14 protein-coding genes are annotated in these 18,607 nt (G+C 52.8%); 7 read left to right on the forward strand and 7 right to left on the reverse strand.

Annotated features, from left to right (window positions below; all coding sequences use genetic code 11):
* Positions 1-985 (forward strand): methyl-accepting chemotaxis protein (locus IB226_RS08155; protein ID WP_225608239.1); only part of this gene is annotated, 985 nt, incomplete at its 5' end.
* Between the two features lie 361 nt (positions 986-1,346).
* On the opposite strand, the gene IB226_RS08160 is transcribed toward IB226_RS08155, so the two are convergent.
* The gene (locus IB226_RS08160) at positions 1,347-4,463 is read right to left on the reverse strand and encodes a multidrug efflux RND transporter permease subunit (RefSeq protein WP_192234555.1); all 3,117 of its coding nucleotides are present in this window, start codon (positions 4,461-4,463) and stop codon (positions 1,347-1,349) included.
* A gap of 46 nt (positions 4,464-4,509) precedes the next feature.
* Positions 4,510-5,400, reverse strand: coding sequence for an ABC transporter six-transmembrane domain-containing protein (locus tag IB226_RS08165; protein WP_192234556.1), 891 nt, complete (start codon positions 5,398-5,400; stop codon positions 4,510-4,512).
* Positions 5,401-5,486: 86 nt separating this feature from the next.
* Between IB226_RS08165 and IB226_RS08170 the strand changes: the two genes are divergently transcribed.
* Positions 5,487-6,068 (forward strand): TetR/AcrR family transcriptional regulator, encoded by a 582-nt coding sequence (locus tag IB226_RS08170; RefSeq protein ID WP_101761064.1) that lies wholly within the window; start codon positions 5,487-5,489, stop codon positions 6,066-6,068.
* A 463-nt stretch (positions 6,069-6,531) separates the two neighbouring features.
* Positions 6,532-7,701, forward strand: a complete 1,170-nt coding sequence (locus IB226_RS08175) for an ROK family transcriptional regulator (protein ID WP_137387222.1) — start codon at positions 6,532-6,534, stop codon at positions 7,699-7,701.
* 8 nt (positions 7,702-7,709) lie between these two features.
* On the opposite strand, the gene IB226_RS08180 is transcribed toward IB226_RS08175, so the two are convergent.
* Positions 7,710-9,137, reverse strand: coding sequence for an amino acid permease (locus IB226_RS08180; RefSeq protein ID WP_370579365.1), 1,428 nt, complete (start codon positions 9,135-9,137; stop codon positions 7,710-7,712).
* A gap of 492 nt (positions 9,138-9,629) precedes the next feature.
* Between IB226_RS08180 and IB226_RS08185 the strand changes: the two genes are divergently transcribed.
* Entirely contained in the window at positions 9,630-10,904 is a 1,275-nt protein-coding gene (locus IB226_RS08185) for a Glu/Leu/Phe/Val dehydrogenase (RefSeq protein WP_101761061.1), read from the forward strand.
* A gap of 75 nt (positions 10,905-10,979) precedes the next feature.
* On the opposite strand, the gene IB226_RS08190 is transcribed toward IB226_RS08185, so the two are convergent.
* Positions 10,980-11,270, reverse strand: a complete 291-nt coding sequence (locus IB226_RS08190; protein WP_101761060.1) for a hypothetical protein — start codon at positions 11,268-11,270, stop codon at positions 10,980-10,982.
* A 361-nt stretch (positions 11,271-11,631) separates the two neighbouring features.
* On the opposite strand from IB226_RS08190, the gene IB226_RS08195 reads away from it, so the two are divergent.
* Both IB226_RS08195 and IB226_RS08200 read left to right on the forward strand, forming a co-directional pair.
* Positions 11,632-11,844, forward strand: a complete 213-nt coding sequence (locus IB226_RS08195; protein WP_192234559.1) for a hypothetical protein — start codon at positions 11,632-11,634, stop codon at positions 11,842-11,844.
* A gap of 135 nt (positions 11,845-11,979) precedes the next feature.
* Positions 11,980-12,363 carry a tautomerase family protein gene (locus tag IB226_RS08200; protein ID WP_225608240.1) on the forward strand — a complete coding sequence of 128 codons (384 nt, stop codon included), beginning with the start codon at positions 11,980-11,982 and terminating at the stop codon, positions 12,361-12,363.
* A gap of 109 nt (positions 12,364-12,472) precedes the next feature.
* Here IB226_RS08200 and IB226_RS08205 read toward each other — a convergent pair whose 3' ends face one another.
* From IB226_RS08205 to IB226_RS08215, 3 genes are read right to left on the reverse strand one after another with little or no spacing between them, the layout of a single operon-like run.
* Positions 12,473-14,275 carry an ABC transporter ATP-binding protein gene (locus IB226_RS08205; protein WP_192234561.1) on the reverse strand — a complete coding sequence of 601 codons (1,803 nt, stop codon included), beginning with the start codon at positions 14,273-14,275 and terminating at the stop codon, positions 12,473-12,475.
* Positions 14,272-15,714 (reverse strand): M81 family metallopeptidase, encoded by a 1,443-nt coding sequence (locus IB226_RS08210; protein ID WP_101761057.1) that lies wholly within the window; start codon positions 15,712-15,714, stop codon positions 14,272-14,274. The genes IB226_RS08205 and IB226_RS08210 overlap by 4 nt, the downstream gene beginning before the upstream one ends.
* Positions 15,715-15,725: 11 nt before the next feature.
* Positions 15,726-16,859, reverse strand: a complete 1,134-nt coding sequence (locus tag IB226_RS08215) for an ROK family transcriptional regulator (protein ID WP_192234563.1) — start codon at positions 16,857-16,859, stop codon at positions 15,726-15,728.
* 201 nt (positions 16,860-17,060) lie between these two features.
* On the opposite strand from IB226_RS08215, the gene IB226_RS08220 reads away from it, so the two are divergent.
* Positions 17,061-18,596: an ABC transporter substrate-binding protein gene (locus IB226_RS08220; RefSeq protein WP_192234565.1), complete on the forward strand. Its 1,536-nt coding sequence runs from the start codon at positions 17,061-17,063 to the stop codon at positions 18,594-18,596.
* The last annotated feature ends 11 nt before the right edge of the window (positions 18,597-18,607 follow it).

Genomic DNA, 18,607 nt, shown 5'->3' on the forward strand with positions numbered 1-18,607 from the left:
GTTTATTTTATTAATAATGGCGGCGCTCTCAGTGATTATTTCTGTGGTGACCGGTTATTTAATCGTACGTGTACTGATGCGTCAGCTAGGCGGCGAGCCCGCCGAGGCACAGGCACTTGCGGCAGCCATCGCCGCGGGGAATCTGACAACCTCAATAACCTTGCGCCGTAACGATAAGCACAGCTTACTGGCATCGTTAGATCGTATGCAGGAGAGTCTACGTGGACTGGTATCACAAATTAAAGACTCGGCTGGATCCGTTGCTTTAGCCGCGGATGAGATATCAAAAGGTAACACTGAACTTTCATCCCGTACTGAACAGCAGGCCGCTGCGCTTCAGGAAACGGCCGCGAGTATGGAGCAACTCACGGCAACGGTGAAAAGTAATACTGCAGGTGCACAGCAGACGGCACAAGTTGCACGTGGGACAGCAGAGCTGGCGCGAGCAGGCGAGGCGGATGTGCAGAAAATGTCGGATACGATGAACGAGATTTCTCTCAGCGCGACAAAAGTGAGGGATATTACTTCAGTCATCGAAAGCATTGCCTTCCAGACCAATATTCTTGCACTCAATGCCGCCGTTGAAGCTGCTCGCGCCGGTGAAGAAGGAAGGGGATTTGCCGTGGTTGCCGGTGAAGTCAGAACGTTAGCACAACGAAGTGCGACTGCTGCACGGGATATCAAACAACTCATTGAGCAGGCCGTAGGGCAGGTGGAAAGTGGTGTGAACGTGGCGACAGGAACCGGAAAGAGCATCATGAAAATCGTCAGCATGGTAGGTGAGCTCGCGGATGCGATGGACGAGATATCTCTGGCTTCTTCTGAACAAATGCAGGGAATTTCACAGGTCAGCATTGCCGTCAGCCAAATGGATGGCGTAACACAGAACAATGCTGCATTGGTTGAAGAGTCCTCCTCTGCGTCGCAAGAGCTTTCTGCTCAGGCACATGCGTTACGAGGCATGGTTGAAGCGTTCCAGGTTTAATATTTTCATTTACATTGGGGCTCTTATTTAATCTGGGCCCCGCATTGTTTGAATTCTTTTCGTTCGACTCCGTGTGAAAACAGCCTTAGGCAAGCTTACTCTGTGGCTCTTCCTGTTAAGGATGGGTCGCTGAGATGGCGCTAAATACCTTGTCAGTGACGATGGCCGGGTATTACCGAAATATGAACTGCTCAGTGAACAATAATCACGATGCCAACAATGTCCGCTCCTGCCAAAGTGGACGCTGTGCATGACAGCGTCCACTATGAGCGAAAAGTGGGTCGTCGCGTTTAAAGCAGGGTTTATTAACATTGTCGATGAATGGCAATGCAATCAACTCAGGATTGCCTGGGCTTAGCATTCAACCTTTATTTACCCTTTTCAGCAAGCCGCTAAGCTTTTGCACAGCCGATGTGATAATCACAAAAAATACGGGCACAAAGAAGATGGCCAGCAGCGTACCGCTAAGCATCCCGCCGAACACGCCTGTGCCAATCGCATTCTGGGTGCTCTTACTGGCACCGTTTGCCATCATCAGGGGAACCACACCAAGAGTAAAAGCCAGTGACGTCATGATAATTGGCCGCAGGCGTAGTCGGGCTGCTTGCTTGGTTGCCTCAAGCAGCGGTTCACCCTGCGCATAAAGTTGTCGCGCAAACTCTACAATGAGGATGGCGTTTTTGGTTGAAAGTCCGATTAGTGTGATCATACCGACCTTGAAAAAAACATCGTTAGACATACCTGCGAGAAATACCGCCAGTAGAGCGCCAGCCATACCCAGCGGAACGACAAGTATTACTGAAAGCGGTACTGACCAGCTCTCATACAGCGCGGCAAGCACCAGGAAAACAATAAGAACGGATAAGGCGATCAGCAGCGGCATTTGAGCCGCTGAGCTACGTTCCTGCAGCGAGGTGCCAGTCCACTCGGCGTAATAGCCTGCTGGAAGAGAAGCGGCAAGTCGGTCCATTTCAGCCATCGCTGCCCCGCTGGAGTAGCCAGCAGCGGCGCTGCCAGTGATTTTAATCGCCGGATAGCCCTGATAACGACTGAGCTGCTGCGGCGACTGGGTCCAGTCCGTCGAGATAAAGGCCGACAGCGGCACCATCTCACCCGAGGCATTCCTGACGTAAAGCTTAAGTAAATCTGCCAGTTGCATACGGTAACGGGAGTCCGCCTGCACAATAACCTGTTGTACTCGCCCGTTATCTACGTAGTCATTGACGTAGTTTGAGCCAATCGCGACTGACAGCATCTGATTAATGTCGTCAAAGCTGACGCCCATTGCCTGCGCTTTTTCTCTGTCTACCTCAAGAGTGGCACTTACACCCGCAGGTAAACCCTCAATGTAGACATCACTGACCACGCCACTGTTATTGGCTTTCTCCGTTAGCTCTGAGGCTGTCTGCAACAAGGCTGCAAAACCGCGGCCGGCACGATCTTCGAGGTAGAGGTCAAAACCCGATGAAGTCCCCATATCAGAAATCGCGGGCGGCATCAGGCTCATTACCGTTGCGGCGGGATCGTCATTCATCTTCGTCTGGACAAATTTTGCTTCACCATCAGCGGTTGCGCCTTGCCGTTCGCCCCATTCTTTCAGGGTGGTAAAGGCCATCGCGGTGTTCGGACCGGATCCGGAAAAACCAAAGCCAAAGATGGAGATATTACTGGCAATGCCGGGCCTTTCCATGATCGTTTTTTCAAGCCGATCAACCACATGACGGGTTCTCTCTTGTGTGGCATCCGACGGCAACTGGATCGACGTCATAAAGTAGCCCTGATCGTCTTCAGGGATAAAGGATGAAGGCAGCGCCAGATAGGCAGCAAAAATCACCGCGCTCAGCATGGCATAAATCAGCATGACGCGGCCGCCACGGCGTAGCGTGGCGTGCAATGCCCGCTCATAGCTTGTCGTTAGGGCACTGAAGCGGCGGTTAAACACGCCTGCAAAGCCTTTCTTTTCTTCGCCGTGCTGCGCAATCGGCTTCAGCAGGGAAGCACACAGTGCAGGGGTCATCGTCAGCGCAAGAAAAGCCGAGACCAAAATGGACACAGCCATCGAAAGTGTGAATTGCCGATAGATGACGCCAACCGAGCCGGTGGCGAATCCCATGGGAATAAACACGGCGGTAAGCACCAGCGTAATACCGATAATCGCTGGTGTAATCTCGCGCATTGACTCATGTGTTGCTTCTTTTGGCGACAGGCCTTTTTCAGCCATCAGACGCTCAACGCTCTCCACTACCACAATCGCATCGTCAACAATGATGCCGATAGCCAGCACCATGCCAAACATGGTCAGCACATTAATGGAAAACCCGCTCATCAGCATTACGGTAAAAGTGCCGAGCAGCGCCACCGGCGCGACAATTGCCGGAATAAAGGTGTAGCGCAGATTCTGCAGAAATAGCAGCATCACCAGGAATACCAGCCCCATGGCTTCAATAAAAGTGTGGATGACTTTCTCAATCGACAGCTTCACAAACGGCGCGGTATCAAACGGCACCGAGAACGCCATGCCCTGGGGCAGCACCGTTGAGAGTTCATTTAGCCGAGAACGCACGCCCTCCGCCGTGCTGACGGCATTGGCACCCGGCATCAGCTGGATCGCTGCGGCAGTAGCCGGATGGCCGTTTTCACGAATCGCGTACGCGTAGCTCTGCAGACCCTGTTCCACGCGCGCCACGTCAGCCAGCCGGACGCGCGAACCGTTACTTAGCGCCTTAAGCGTAATGTTGCGGAACTCTTCCTCAGAACTAAGCTGCCCGCGTACGTTAAGCGGGTAGGTCACAGCTTGTCCGGGCTGCGCCGGTTCATCGCCGATTCTGCCCGGCGAGACCTGGGCGTTCTGCTGGCTTAGCGCGTTGGTAACGTCGCTGACCGAGAGCTTATAGTTAAATAGTTTGACCGGGTCCAGCCATACGCGCATTGCTTTCTCAGCGCCGAACAGCTGTACTTTGCCAACGCCTGGCACGCGGCGTAGTTCCTCCGAAACGTTACGCGCAAAATAGTCGCTCAGGTCCTGTTCGCTGAATCGACCCGAGGGCGAGCGCAACCCGACGATCATCAGAAATCCCGCGTTTGCCGCCTCCACGTTCAGACCGTTCTGACGTACGGTCAGCGGCAGCCGGGATTCAACCACCTTGATTTTGTTCTGCACATCAACCTGAGCGAGCTTGATGTCCGTTCCGGGTTTAAAAGTCACTGTAATGCTGGCAGTGCCTGACGTATCACTTGAAGACTCGAAGTAAAGGATGTCGTCAACGCTGGAGATTTCTCTCTCGATCAACGAGATGACCGACTCATTCATCGTTTCTGGCGTGGCGCCGGGATAGGTCACCGCAATGCTGACGCTCGGAGGAGCCACAGCGGGATACTGCGCCACGGGCAACTGCGGAATGGCAATTATGCCTGCCAGTACAATAAACAGGGCGATAACCCATGCAAAAACAGGCCTTTCAATAAAAAATTGCGGCATCGGAATATCCGGGAATAAGCAGTAAAATTTGCAGTGTGCGTTAGGATCAGATTTGTTCCGTATGGACGCGGCGGCCGATATCACTCAGCTGGGAGTATTTCTCCAGCAGTTGAGGGCCATTATCCAGGCTGGTAGCGAACATCCACATATAGGTCATGACTGAATAAATGTGCCCGGCACTGATCCCCGTTGTCTGCGTCATCCAGATAATGGTCAGACTAAATAGCATGGCGACAAGCACGCCGATTGACAGATATCCCATTGCTTCGCGATCGGAGAGGCGTATGCGTAATCTGGCGAGCGTGGAGTAATGTCGCTGTAAAGATAACGATGTCGCCCTGCTAACAAAATCAACCTCTTTTTCCAGCCGATTATTGAGTTTGTTATAGAGCACTTCATTTTTACGGGCAAAACCAGGCAGGAAACAGGCCAGTAAAGCCAGGATGACCAAACAGGCAATACCCGCCCAGAATTCGATAATCAGCAACATTACTGCGGCACCCATCATCGAAAACAGCGAAGTGATGAGCATAGGAAAGTGCAGTTCAAAAAAATCAACAAACTCTCTCGACAACACAACCCGTGCTGCAACGGTTGAATGATTTAAGTTATTTTTACGTTGAGTCTTAATCACGGATACGGCCAGGGCCGCATAAATCCTGGCAAAAGTGCGGGTATCAACGCTTCTGCGCGCTGCACCCAAGCACCAGATAAATAAGATCAATACGCCATAGAGCATCGCATTTATCGTCTGCCCGGACATGATGGCGTTTATGGAGACGCCAGCCAGGATCGGATACAACAGATAAGTGACGTTTTCGGCAACGACCAATAAAAAAGTAAAGAACAGCTTTTTGCGGTAGCGGTTAGCCAGTGATTTCAGCGTGCCGGAGGCGCTTGTGGTCGGGGAGATAGCCTTTATATTTTCAGTGTTCATGAGTGGTACTTCTGTTAAAATAGAGCAAGTGCTCAATAATGTTATATGTTATTTGAGCAATTGCTCAAAGTCAACTGAGGTAAGAGATGAACGCTAAATCTGAGCTAATGAAAGAGAAAATTCTTAATGCGGTTATTGAGTTATTTACAGAGAAGGGTATTGATAAGGTTAAAACGCGAGATGTGACAGAGTATCTGGGCCTGTCACGAAGCCATATTTACCATTATTTTAAAGACTGGCAGTCGCTGAGTCTTGCGGCAGTAACAAGTTTTATCAATGCAGAAATCAAGGAATTTCGTTTCATTATTCAGCCTTTATCCGCCAGGCAAAAATTGCAGGAATTTATTAACGGGATGATTACCGATGCCCCCGACCCGACCCGTAAATTATATGGTTCCTTATGGTTACTCTCTACTCATGACGAAGCTTACGCGAGTCTGATGCAAACCTTTCTGGATGAGTGGCATGAGGTGCTGGCAAACATTATTCAGACAGGCATGGACGAGCAGTCGTTCCGAATTGTTGATGTGCACCGCGTAGCGCGCCAGTTGGATGCAATGCTGTTTGGTTATAGTGAGCAGATCTTAACCCTGCCATCTAAAGGCTTAGTAGAGCAGGCGAAGGAAGATATCGACGATTTTATCCATAGAAACATACTGACATGCTGATAAAACATTAATTTAGCGTGACGGCCCTGAACTGCAAGGGTGGAGCGGTCAAGACTTAGGGGCGGCAGAAGCGTTTTGCTTCAACTCTGTCTCCTGCAAGCCCCCGGATGGATATGTTTAAATTATGAAGTGGGCTATTAAACGGAAAAATAGCTGTACCAGCAACATCCACTGCTGGGATTAACCAAATACAAATACAGAGCCATGCCCGTTCATTAATTATTTCAGACGACAACTCATTCATTCGTAACAGGCGCGGTTTTCGCATCGTTGTTAACCGGCCTGGTAGCCGTGGCAGGTTGGCTTTTCATCAAATAACCGTTGGGATGGTCACCAAGAGTTAAAATTATCGACATCCCTGCCTCAACCATTCACCTGCCCGAAAGGGTTGTAAAATGTGTGTGCGATCAGAGATATTGATGCGGCTATTCGCAGCGCAGGTGACGAAAGGGAAGGGATCAAGGTGAAAACGTCGGGAACCAATCTGGAACACGCACGGGCGCACAATCGCCGCGTGATCATTGAAGCTATTCGCCTGCACGGCGAATTGACCCGCGCCGAGCTGGCTCGTCTCACCGCGCTGACGCCGCAAACCGTGTCAAATATTGTGGCAGAGCTGGAGCAGGCCGAACTGCTCACCAGCCGCGCGCCGCGCAAACAAGGACGCGGGCAACCGGCAATTCCGGTGACGCTTAATCCCGCCAGCGCCTTTTCGATCGGCATCCATCTTGATCACCAAACGCTGCTGATTGTGCTGGTGGATCTCACCGGAGAAATTCATTTCCGCCGCCTGATTTTGGTACAAAAACCCCAGCCGGATGCCACATTAGCGCGCATCGCCGACGTGCTCAGCGAAATTAAAACGCAGCTGGGCGATCGCTGGCAGAAAGTGCTGGGCATTGGCGTGGTGATGCCCGGTCCGTTTGGTGTTGAGGGCATCTCTTCAATGGGGCCGACCACGCTGCACGGCTGGGAACAGGTGGACATCGAAGCCAAACTCGCCGCGATGAGCGGCGTGCCGGTGACGTTGGAAAACGATGCCACGGTGGCAGCAATTGGTGAGCGCTTTCATGGCGTCGCGCGTCAGCTCAATTCGTTTGTCTATCTCTACATCGGCACCGGTTTGGGCGCTGGCATCATCATGGATGGCCACGTCTATAGCGGCCATGCGCATAACGCCGGCGAAGTCGGGCATGTGGTGGTGGAGCCGGGCGGACGTGAATGTTACTGCGGCAACCACGGCTGTTTAGAACGCTATGTTTCACTGCAGGCGGCGTACGAGTTTTGCGGGCTCGATCCGATGACCGCTTTGCCGGAAGATTTGCTGGAAGTCGATCCGGCGCTGTTCGATAAATGGATCGATAGCGTGTTAACGCCGCTGCGTCAGGCGATTAACCTGCTGGAATGCATCTTCGATGCCGAAAGCGTGATAATCGGCGGCATGATGCCTGCGGTGCTGCTGGATAAAATCATGCGTCGCCTGCCACCGCTCTATCAGTCAGTGCGCGGTCGCTACCTCACCGGAACACGCGTAAAGATTGGTATGACCGGCAGCGATACCGCCGCGCTGGGTGCCGCCGCGCTGCCGATTTTCGACGAGTTCAATCCACAGTTTAACGTGTTGATGAAGTAGCGGCCTAATCATGCCGCTACCTTCACTGCCGTTTTCCGCTTCTCCTTCATCTTACAGCAAAGCCACAGCGCAATGAACCACACCGGCGAAGCGGCTAGCGCGGCGAGCGTGTCGGAATCAAATATCATGATCACTACCGAAAACAGGAAGAACATCAGCGTCGCCCACGCCATCATCCTGCCGCCGGGCATCTTAAATTTGGATTTTTGATGCAGATCCGGACGCTGCCGGCGGTACACCAGATAAGAGACCAGAATCATACCCCAGCAATAGATCACCAGAATGGCGGCCAGCGTCGAAACGATGGTGAACAGTGTTGTCACATTCGGCACCAGGAACAGCAGCAAGGTGCCGCTCAGCATGCAGAAGCAGGAGAACAGCAGGCTGCGCAGCGGGATACGCGTGGTACGTGAAAGAATACGAAACTGCCAGTGGGCATGCTTCTCGACGGACAAGCCGTATAACATGCGGGTGCTGGAGTAGACGCCGCTATTGGCGGAAGACATCGCCGAGGTGAGTGCGACGAAATTAATGATCGCTGCCGCCGCAGGCAAGCCGGCTTTGGCAAACAGCGTCACGAACGGGCTGGTATCCGGCGATACCCCTTGCCAGGACGTCACCGCGATGATCACCATCATCGAGAGCAAGTAGAAAATCACAATCCGCAGCGGCAGAGAGTTGATCGCGCGCGGCAAAATTTTCTCGGGTTCGCGCGTTTCTGCCGTCATGGTGCCGAGCAGCTCAATGCCGGTGTAAGAGAAAATCGCGATCTGGAAACCAGCCAGAAAACCGGTGATGCCATGCGGCATGAACACCGCAGGATCGGTGAGGTTGTGCACCGAGGCTTTAACGCCATCCGGCGAGGTCCAGCCGGTAAATACCATCCATCCGCCGGTGATGATCAGCGCGATGATGGTGATCACTTTGATCAGTGCAAACCAGAATTCAGCTTCACCAAAAGCCTTCACCGACAACATGTTAAACAGACACAAAATACCGAGGGTAAATAACGCGGGTATCCACGCCGACATTTCCGGGAACCAATACTGCATATACGCGCCGCATACCACCACATCGGCGATGCAGGTTACCACCCAACTTAGCCAGTACGACCAACCGAGAAAGAAGCTGGCTTTGGGGCCGAGATAATCACTGACAAAATCGGCAAACGAGCGATAGTCGAGCCGACTAAGCAGCACTTCCCCCATTGCCCGCATCACCATATAGCTAAAAAAACCCACCAATAGGTAGATGATTAATATCGAGGTTCCGGCTACCGCAATATTGCGTCCCGCGCCCATAAACAGCCCGGTACCGATCGATCCGCCCAGCGCGATCATCTGAATATGGCGTTCGCTCAGCCCTCGCTGCAGTTTTTGCGGGGCGTCGTGAGCCCGAGCAGGCTGAATCTGCCCTTGTGTAGGTTTGTTAGACACAATGATTCCTTCAGTCTGGCGAAAAGACGCATGACGATGCCTGCCCGCAAGCATCAATGGCAAATATGGGTTGAACCTTAAAGAGGCACGTTTAAATAGATGAAAGAAAAACGAAATTAATAAAACGCTAATTCATGATGGAGGTTTCCAGCTGGGTTTTACTCATCGTGGTGGCGAGTGTTAACAAAGTCAATGCGGAAAAATAACAGTTTATTCACTTTTTGATGACCATCAAAGAACTGAAAAATAGGGATAAAATCAAAATTTATGCAATTAAGTGCATAATTAATGCATGGATATGCGCCATATGTGGCTCTTTTTTAATGCTTAGTTATTCATTTATTCAGGCATTTTTGTGTCGAAAAAGTTAAACCCCTCTTATTTGGCCTGACCCGCTTGTCTGAAAAGGTGTTAAATTACTTTCCGTCTAGTGCAATGCATTACCTTTCCACGTCTTTTCAATATAAATAACTCTGAACCTACAGGCTTCTCATGGAAAAGTTATCTTACGCTTCTGAAAGCAGTACATCTCCCTGGACTACCTACCTGAGCCAAATTGACCGTGTTGCGCCTCATCTTGGTGAATTGTCTCGCTGGATAGAAACCCTGCGTCACCCCAAAAGAGCACTGATTGTCGACATCCCGGTGCAGATGGATGACGGCTCGATTCGCCACTTCGAAGGCTATCGCGTACAGCACAATCTCTCACGCGGGCCGGGCAAAGGGGGCGTGCGTTACCATCCTGCTGTCGATTTGAATGAAGTGATGGCGCTATCCGCCTGGATGACCATCAAGTGTGCGGCGGTTAACCTGCCTTATGGCGGCGCCAAAGGCGGCATCCGTGTCGATCCGCACTCGCTGTCTGAAGGTGAACTGGAGCGATTAACCCGCCGCTACACCAGTGAAATCGGCTTGATTATTGGCCCGCAGAAAGATATTCCCGCACCCGATGTCGGCACCAATGGCAAGGTGATGGCGTGGATGATGGATACCTACTCCATGAACCACGGCACTACCATCACCGGTGTGGTCACTGGTAAACCGATCCATCTGGGCGGCTCGTTAGGGCGTGAGAAAGCGACGGGGCGTGGCGTATTTATTACCGGTCGGGAAGTGGCACAACGTTCTAACATCACCATTGAAGGCGCACGCGTGGCGCTGCAGGGCTTTGGTAATGTCGGTAGCGAAGCCGCGCGTCTGTTCGCCGAAGCCGGTGCGCGTGTGGTGGTGATTCAGGATCACACCGCAACCTTATTCAACGAAGGCGGTATTGACTTAGCCGCGTTGACTGCATGGCAGATCGAACATAAACAGATTGCTGGCTTCCCTGGCGCGCGTGAGATCGACAGAGAGCAGTTCTGGACCACCGCCATGGATATTCTGATCCCGGCGGCGCTCGAAGGACAAATTACCCGCGAGCGCGCAGAAGTTATTAGTGCCAAACTGGTACTGGAAGGGGCAAACGGCCCAACTTATCCGGATGCAGATGATATGCTCGCGAGTCGCGGCGTGCAGGTGGTGCCAGACGTAATCTGTAACGCTGGCGGGGTAACGGTGAGTTACTTCGAATGGGTGCAGGATATGGCGAGTTTCTTCTGGAGCGAAGATGAGATTAACCAGCGTATGGACCGCATCATGACCGAAGCCATGGTTCACGTTTGGGACAAGGCCGCCGAAAAGCGCTGCTCGCTGCGCACTGCCGCTTATATCGTTGCCTGCGAACGTATTTTACTGGCACGTAAAGATCGCGGTATTTATCCGGGCTAATTAATTATATTTTAAGTTTATTTAAATTAAAGGATAAACGCCTTCGTAGTGGGCAGAGGGCGTTTATCTTCGCTATTAAGCGAGGTTTACGCCGCGTAAACCTGACCAGCACCTTGCGGCGGATTGAGTAATCATCACCGAAGGATCCTCACTGAACTCGCTCACCAAAGTGACCACCCGGTCGGTTAAACTCCTTATATTCTCGCTGCCTACATAAACGTATTCATTGGTGGGTAACACATAAGTGTAGCCTTTCTCGCACACCAAGCTACGCGCGAAACCATTCTCAAGCATCGCATAGAGCAATTCAATTTGCGCGCCAGCGGTGGGTTCTTTCAATTCGATACGGATAGTATAACTGAGCATGATATTATCTCCGGTGGCTTAATTTAAGTTTACTTAAGTTTAATTGACCAGAAATGAATTTCATTTTTTTAAGATAAATCTTAGCGCGAATTTATAAGTGATGACCGCCGTTAACAGTAAATACTGGCCCTATTAAGCGCAGCGACAAAAAGGGTTAAATAATAGTGTTTAAATTACTCTTTTATTACGTTCGGCTTAAATAAGTTTATTTTTAATTAAAGACAGCCGACTCCACGCAGACTATAATTATTTTATGGCTCATTTTGGGCTGATTACTAAAAAGTGTACAAATAGTATCCGCAACGGGCGATTTTAAAAGTTTTATTAATTAGTATTTATCTCTGCCCATGAGGAGTAGCGGATGAACTTAAGCATCACGGATTTATATGTCTTTAGTCAGGCAGATACAGAAGGGTGCTGCAATCTGCACCGCGATAGTTGCCGCCTGGCTCCTGCCTATGATAATCGTGTGTTCATGGGATCATTTTATTCTCCTGACCATGCCTGGCAATATTTCCACACGCATTATCCCAACAGCCGAGCGGTATTTTGCTTGTTATGCATGAAAGAATAATGTGTGAAAAACCTTCTGCCTGAAAAATAGCGGCAGAAGGTTGTATTTAACTTTAACGAGCAGGACAGAAACTGGCCAGCAATGGATGTTTTACCCGCTAGCACAACGCATCTAAGCCGTTCCAACCTCACTGTGATGAATATAGCCTGCCACCGCACGCCGCGTAAGCTGCGCCAGCATCTGCTGCGCACCATCTGCTGCATTGTGCTGACACAGTGCGATGCCCATATTTCCCGCCGCGGGCAGCAACGCATTCAGGTGATTGAATCGCTGGCGGCGCCGCGCTTTATCTACGATCGCCATTATCTCAGCGGTGGTCGTAGCGATCGCTATGTTTTGCTGAACATCGTGGCAGGCAAACCGCGCAGCGCGGAACAGAAGCGGGCAACCTATCGGGTGTTGAGTGAACGGCTGCAACAGCGGCTCAATCTCGATCCCAATGATTTAATGATCATCATCCAGCAAACCCAGCCCGAAGACTGGAGTTTTAGCGGCGGGAGATGTTGGATTTGGGGATGATAGTTTAGAGCCGCACAAATCGTAGCGGCGCGATATATCGCGCATTGGTGCATAAACTTCATGCGTAATAAATCGCGCCGCTACAGCGTGTACGCTTTGTAAAAAGCAGTCATTCCATTACCCAATGCCCCTCACTCACCTCACGATAACGTCGCGCTTCGGGCACAAATCCCAATGCACGCACCGGGCTTTTCAGCTCGCTGATGTCAATCTGGCGCTTCACATGACGGCGCGCCGGATCGGGCACCGGCACCGACGACAGCAATTTACGCGTGTAATCATGCTGCGGATTTTCAAATATTGCCGCGCGCGGGCCGATCTCGACGATTTCACCCAGCAGCATCACCGCCACGCGATGACTGATGCGCTCAACCACCGCCATATCGTGGGAAATAAACAGATACGACAAGCCAAGGCTTTGTTGCAGGTCGAGCAGCAGATTGATGATTTGCGCTTTCACCGTGACATCCAGCGCCGACACCGATTCATCGGCGATGATCATTTTCGGATCGAGCATCAATGCGCGAGCGATGCAGATACGCTGGCGCTGCCCGCCGGAAAATTCGTGCGGATAGCGTTTCATCATGTCAGCGGATAACCCGACGCGCTCCATCAGCGAGGCGGCTTTTGTGCGCGCCTCGGTTTTGCTGCCTAAACGATGTTGCAGAAAAGGCTCGGTAAGCGCTTCCAGCACCGACATGCGCGGATTGAGGCTGGCAAATGGATCCTGAAAAATCATCTGCATGGCGCGGCGCAAAGTGCGCAGCTCATGAGCAGAAAGATTCAGCACGTCGTAACCATCAAAGGCCACTTCGCCCGCGTCAGGTGTGACAAGGCGCGTCAGCGAACGTCCGGTGGTGGATTTTCCACAGCCCGATTCACCGACCAGCGACAAGGTTTCGCCCGGCATCAGATCAAACGAGATGTTTTCCACCGCATGTACCGCGCCGGTTTTGCGGCTGAATACGCCTTCGTGGATGCTGAAGCGGGTGCTGAGATTTTTCACCGACAGCAGCGGCTGCTGCGATGTCGATACAGGGTTGGTCTCAGATGCGTCGCGCTGGTCAAAGGAAAACTTACGCGGTCCAGTAATGCCGCGCATCGCACCAAGCTGCGGCACGGTCGCAATCAGCGTGCGGGTGTAATCCGCAGCGGGCGCGGAAAAAATCGCGGCGGTGGTGCCGGTTTCCATCACATCGCCTTGATACATCACCAGCGTGCGATCCGACACCTCTGCCACCACGCCCATATCGTGGGTGATAAACAGCACCGCCGTGCCTTCCTCTTCCTGCAACGTCTTAATCAGGTCAAGAATCTGCCCCTGAATGGTGACGTCCAGCGCGGTGGTCGGTTCATCGGCAATCAGCAGTTTTGGCCGCAGCGCCAGCGCCATCGCAATCATCACGCGCTGGCGCATGCCACCGGAAAAGTGGTGCGGATAATCATTGAAGCGTTTCGCCGCGTTGGGAATACGCACTTTCTCCAGCAGCCGAATGGTCTCTTCACGCGCGACGCGTTTACTGATTTTGCGGTGATTGATCAGCGCCTCAGTAATTTGATTGCCGATGGTGAACGACGGATTCAGGCTGGTCATCGGCTCCTGAAAAATCATCGCCACCGCATTGCCGCGAATGTCACGCATGGCGGATTCGCTCAGCGTCAGCAGATCGACGCCGTTCAGCAGCACTTTGCCGCTGACGCGCGCGTGGCGCATGTTGAGTAAGCGCATGATCGCCATCGAGGTGACGCTTTTCCCCGAACCGGATTCACCGACAATCGCCAGCGTTTCACCGGCATTAACGGTGAGCGACAGGTTCTTTACCACCTCGCGCCAGTGATCCTCAACGCGAAAGGCGACGGTCAGATTTTCGATGCGCAGCACCGGTTCGACTGCTGAAGCGGGCGCGTTCATTTCGCTGCCATAAAGCGTGCCGATAAGTGGCTAACCGGCAGATAAGTGAAATCGGTATCGAACGGATAGGCGGGCTGCAATTTGCGCTTGCGAGTTAAGCGTTCCACATATTGATCAACCACGCCTTCCGACAGCGCCATCAGGTTGGGATTGGCCAGGGGTGCCAGCTCCGGCGACAGATAACCGGACTTCACTACCACGATTTTGGCCGCTGCGGGATCGAGGCCGAGCAGGGCGAAATCCGCCAGATTGTGATAAGGACGGCGACGGTCGGCGACCACCAGCGTAATGCCGCCGGTTTGCAGCAGCGCCTGTTTCGCCAGCGAACGCGCATCATCGCTGAGATGTTTCACCACAAATTCGGCCTGCACTTTGCCGCCGGCCGGATCGAGTGAAGCGCCAACATTCAGCGTTAAGCTTGCGCCAACGCCAGCAGCAAAGGCCGCGTCAGTGGCCGGTTTATCTGTGATACCAGCCACGATCACCTGCTGCGCACCCTGGCGAATCAGTTCCGCCAACACATCCGCGCGATCGCCGACGCCACCGCCGGTGGGATTATCCCCAGAATCAGCCAGAATCACCGGCGCGGTTTCGCTGGCGATGGCCATGCTGACGCACTCTTCAATGCTGCCGGTGACGCAGCCAAAACTGAATTCATCGCGCGCCTGCCAGTAAGCCAGCGCCAGTTTAGCCGCCTGTTCCGCCAGCACATCGGCATCGGTGCCGGTCATGATCGCGGCGGCGGTAGCGCGTGGTTCATCGGCCCAGACGTAACCGACCATCAGCGACGCATCCCAGACGTGCTCCAGCTGGTTTATCGCGGGCAAGCGCGCATACAAACTTTTGGCGGGTTCATCTTCGGTGCTGGTGCGTTCACCGGGTAACACCACCGGAATCGGCGCCCACACCACGCCGGGTTTGACGCCGGTTTGCAGGCTTTTCACCAGCATCGATACCGAGCGGCGCATGGTCTCTTCCACATCAATGTGCGGCGCAGTGCGATAGGTCGAGAACATATCAATGGCATCGATGATGCGTTGCGTAACGTTGCCGTGCAGATCGTAGCTGACGGTGATCGGGCACTCCGCGCCGACTAACTCGCGCGTGGCGCTGATCCAGTCGCCTTCGGCATCTTCCATGCCTTCAACATAAACCGCGCCGTGCATCGCGAGATAAACGCCATCCACCGGCAAATGAGCCGCGAGGCGCGTCAGAAAATCCTGCTTAAAATCGTCGTAGGTGACGCGCGCCACCGGACCACCGGCGATGGCGCGCGCGTGGAAGGTCGGCAGAAACTCGGCATCATAATCCTGCAAAAAGGCGAAATAAGGATTGGTGGTCAGTTCATCCCCGCGCACGATGCGGAAGTCGTCAGCATAATTCAGCACCGGATTATAAGTACTGCACTCAGTATGAATGCCACCAAAAGCAATGCGCATAGCAGCCTCCGCTAGTCGGGTAAGTGAATGATAAAACGATACGCCGCCACACTGGCTGCGGCTCTGGCCCAGCTCTCTTCGTTGATCACCATGCTGGCGATCGGTGTTTTGCCGATAATCGACGGCAGCACATGGCTGTCGATGGCCTGCATCACCACGGTTTTCAGTAAGCCATCAAACGCATTGGGCTGATGCGCAATCACAATCAACTCGGGATCGTTCATCTGGATAATATTGGCGATGGATAAGCCCAGCGCATGACCGGCCTGATGCAAAATGGCAATCGCCGCGCTGTTACCTTTCACCGCCAGCGCTTCCAGTTCGGTAATCGATTCACTCTCCAGCGCTTTATCACGCACGCTTTCGCGGATGGCGGTTAACGAGGCCAGCGTATCGAGGCAGCCGCGTTTGCCGCAGCGGCAGGGACGTCCGCCGGGCTCGATGGTGCAGTGGGCGATTTCACCGGCAGCGCCGTGTGCGCCCCGATGTAGTTGGCCCTGAAAGAAATGCGCCGATCCAATGCCGTCACCGTGCGAGATCAGGGTGAAGTTGCGCGCCTTTTTTGCCACGCCGAAAATCTTCTCGCTCACCGCCAGCGCTTTGGCATCGTTCTCTAAGGATACTTCCAGCCCGGTTTGCTGTTTTAGCAGTTCCGCCAGCGGCACGTTCTTCCAGCCCAGCAGCGCCGACTGCACGCAAATCGCCTGATGTTCATCGACAAAGCCGGAAAGCGTCACGCCCAGGCCAATCAGCTGATCCTGCGTAATTGATTTCTGCCCAATCAGATCCGGGATTGCCGCTGCAATGGTTTTGGCCAGCTGCGGTGGATCGAGATTCAACGGCATCTGGGTGGCGGCCAGCGTGCGGCCGTGCATATCAATCAGCACTAATACCACGCGTTCGTCCAGCAGCGAGGCACCGAGAAAATAGGCGCTGTCGGCACGCATTTTTAATAACACCGATGGGCGACCCTGGCCGCTGGATTCCGGAATACTCTCTTCCAGCAATCCGGCCTGCAGCATCTCTTTCACCAGCGTGCTAATTGCGGCTTTGCTTAATTTCATTTTTTCCGCAAGCACGGTGCGGCTCATGCCATGCGACGCAATAAGTAAGCGCAGAATTTGTTGCTGGTGGGCATTGAGCATTAAGGTTCTCACAGCGTTAGCACTATGCGCTGACAATAATAAGGACAGAAAACAAATACAACGCTATTTAGTTAAATTTCTGAATGCAGCTCTGATTATAAGTAAATTATATGAACCAACCTATTGGCTTTTGTTTGGTGAGTATGGCTTATATAGCGTGGATATTTCACCGATCGTTTCAATGATTCATTGAGGGCCTTCATGGAAAGCAAAAATAAGCATTTCAAGGTACTGACGCTGGCTGGCTGTTTACTGGCGTCGATGGCGAGCGCCTCCGTTTTTGCCAGCCAGCTGGTGATCATGCAGAACGAACCACCGCGCAGCATGGATCCTGGCAACCAAACCGCGACCTTTACCGGCACGGTGCTGGACCCAATGTACGAAGGCCTGACGCGTCTCGGTGATGACGGCAAAATCATTCCGGCATTGGCATTATCCTGGACATCCGATGACAGCGGACTTAACTGGACCTTTACCCTGCGACCCAATGTGAAATTCCACGACGGCACGCCCTTTAATGCCGATGCGGTAGTGGAAAACTTCCAGCGTCATTTAAATACGCAGCGCGGTTTAGCGGGTAGTGGGAAAATTCGCACCTTTATTCAGGACGTGAAGAAAAAAGACGAACTTACCGTCACGTTTCAGCTGAAAAAAATTAATCCAGCTTTTTTAACTGTTTTAGCCTCCGGCCCAGGATTAATGGTGAGCCCAAAAGCGGACAAGGCGGGCAGTATTAACAATAAAGCCGACGGCACCGGGCCCTATAAACTGGTGCAGTACAAATCTGGTGAATATGTACTTGAACAAAAGAATCCCGACTATTGGGGAAAATCTTCCGGGCCGGATGAAATTAAATGGACGTGGAGCAGCGAGCCTTCGGTGATGAATATGGCGCTGCAATCGGGTCAGGTTGATATTATTAACCCGGTGCCGCCGCAGTTTGCCGGCATGTTGAAAAACAACGCCAACGTAAATCTTAAACAGTCGCCGGGCGCGGCGGTGTTCTGGGTCGATCTCAATACCCAAAGCAAAGCGCTGAGCGATGTGCGCGTGCGTCAGGCGCTGAATTTCGCCACCGACCAGCAGGCGCTGGTGAAAGCCATCATGTTTGGTTATGCGCAACCGGCAAACTCCGCGTTGGCACCGGTCGATCCCAACTACGACAAAAGCTTGCATGACTATCCGTACGATCTGCAAAAAGCCAAAGATTTGCTGAAAGCGGCGGGCTACGCCGACGGTTTCCCGATGTCGATTGCGGTGCAGGCGCCGGATGCGCGTACCGCACAAGTGCTGCAGGGCATGTGGGGCAAAATCGGCGTGAAACTTAACGTGCGCCAGATGGAGAGCGGCGTGTGGACCAAAGCGGCATTTGCTGATGGCAAAGAGAAAGCCGCGCAGGGCACCGATGCGGTGCTGGCGTCCTGGTCTTCCGGTTTATATGGCTCGGATCTGCAGCTGCGTCCGCTGTATCACACCAGCAGCTTTGCGCCGGGCGGGGCCAATCTGGGCTTCTTCAGCGACAAGCAAACCGATGATCTGATCGATACCGCTGCATCCACACTCGACGATGCCAAACGCAAAGATCTCTATTTCCAGGCGCAAAAACAGATCAGCGGATTAGCGCCGCAGGTGCTGCTGTTCTATCAGGACGATCTCTATGCCGCACGTAAAAATATCAGCGGCGTGGTTATGCAGCCGGGCGGACAAATCGTCGTGCGCGACGCAGTGAAGCAATAACCTCATGGCTG

The sequence above is a fragment of the Pantoea sp. PNT03 genome, assembly GCF_014852515.1.
GTDB lineage: Bacteria > Pseudomonadota > Gammaproteobacteria > Enterobacterales > Enterobacteriaceae > Pantoea > Pantoea leporis.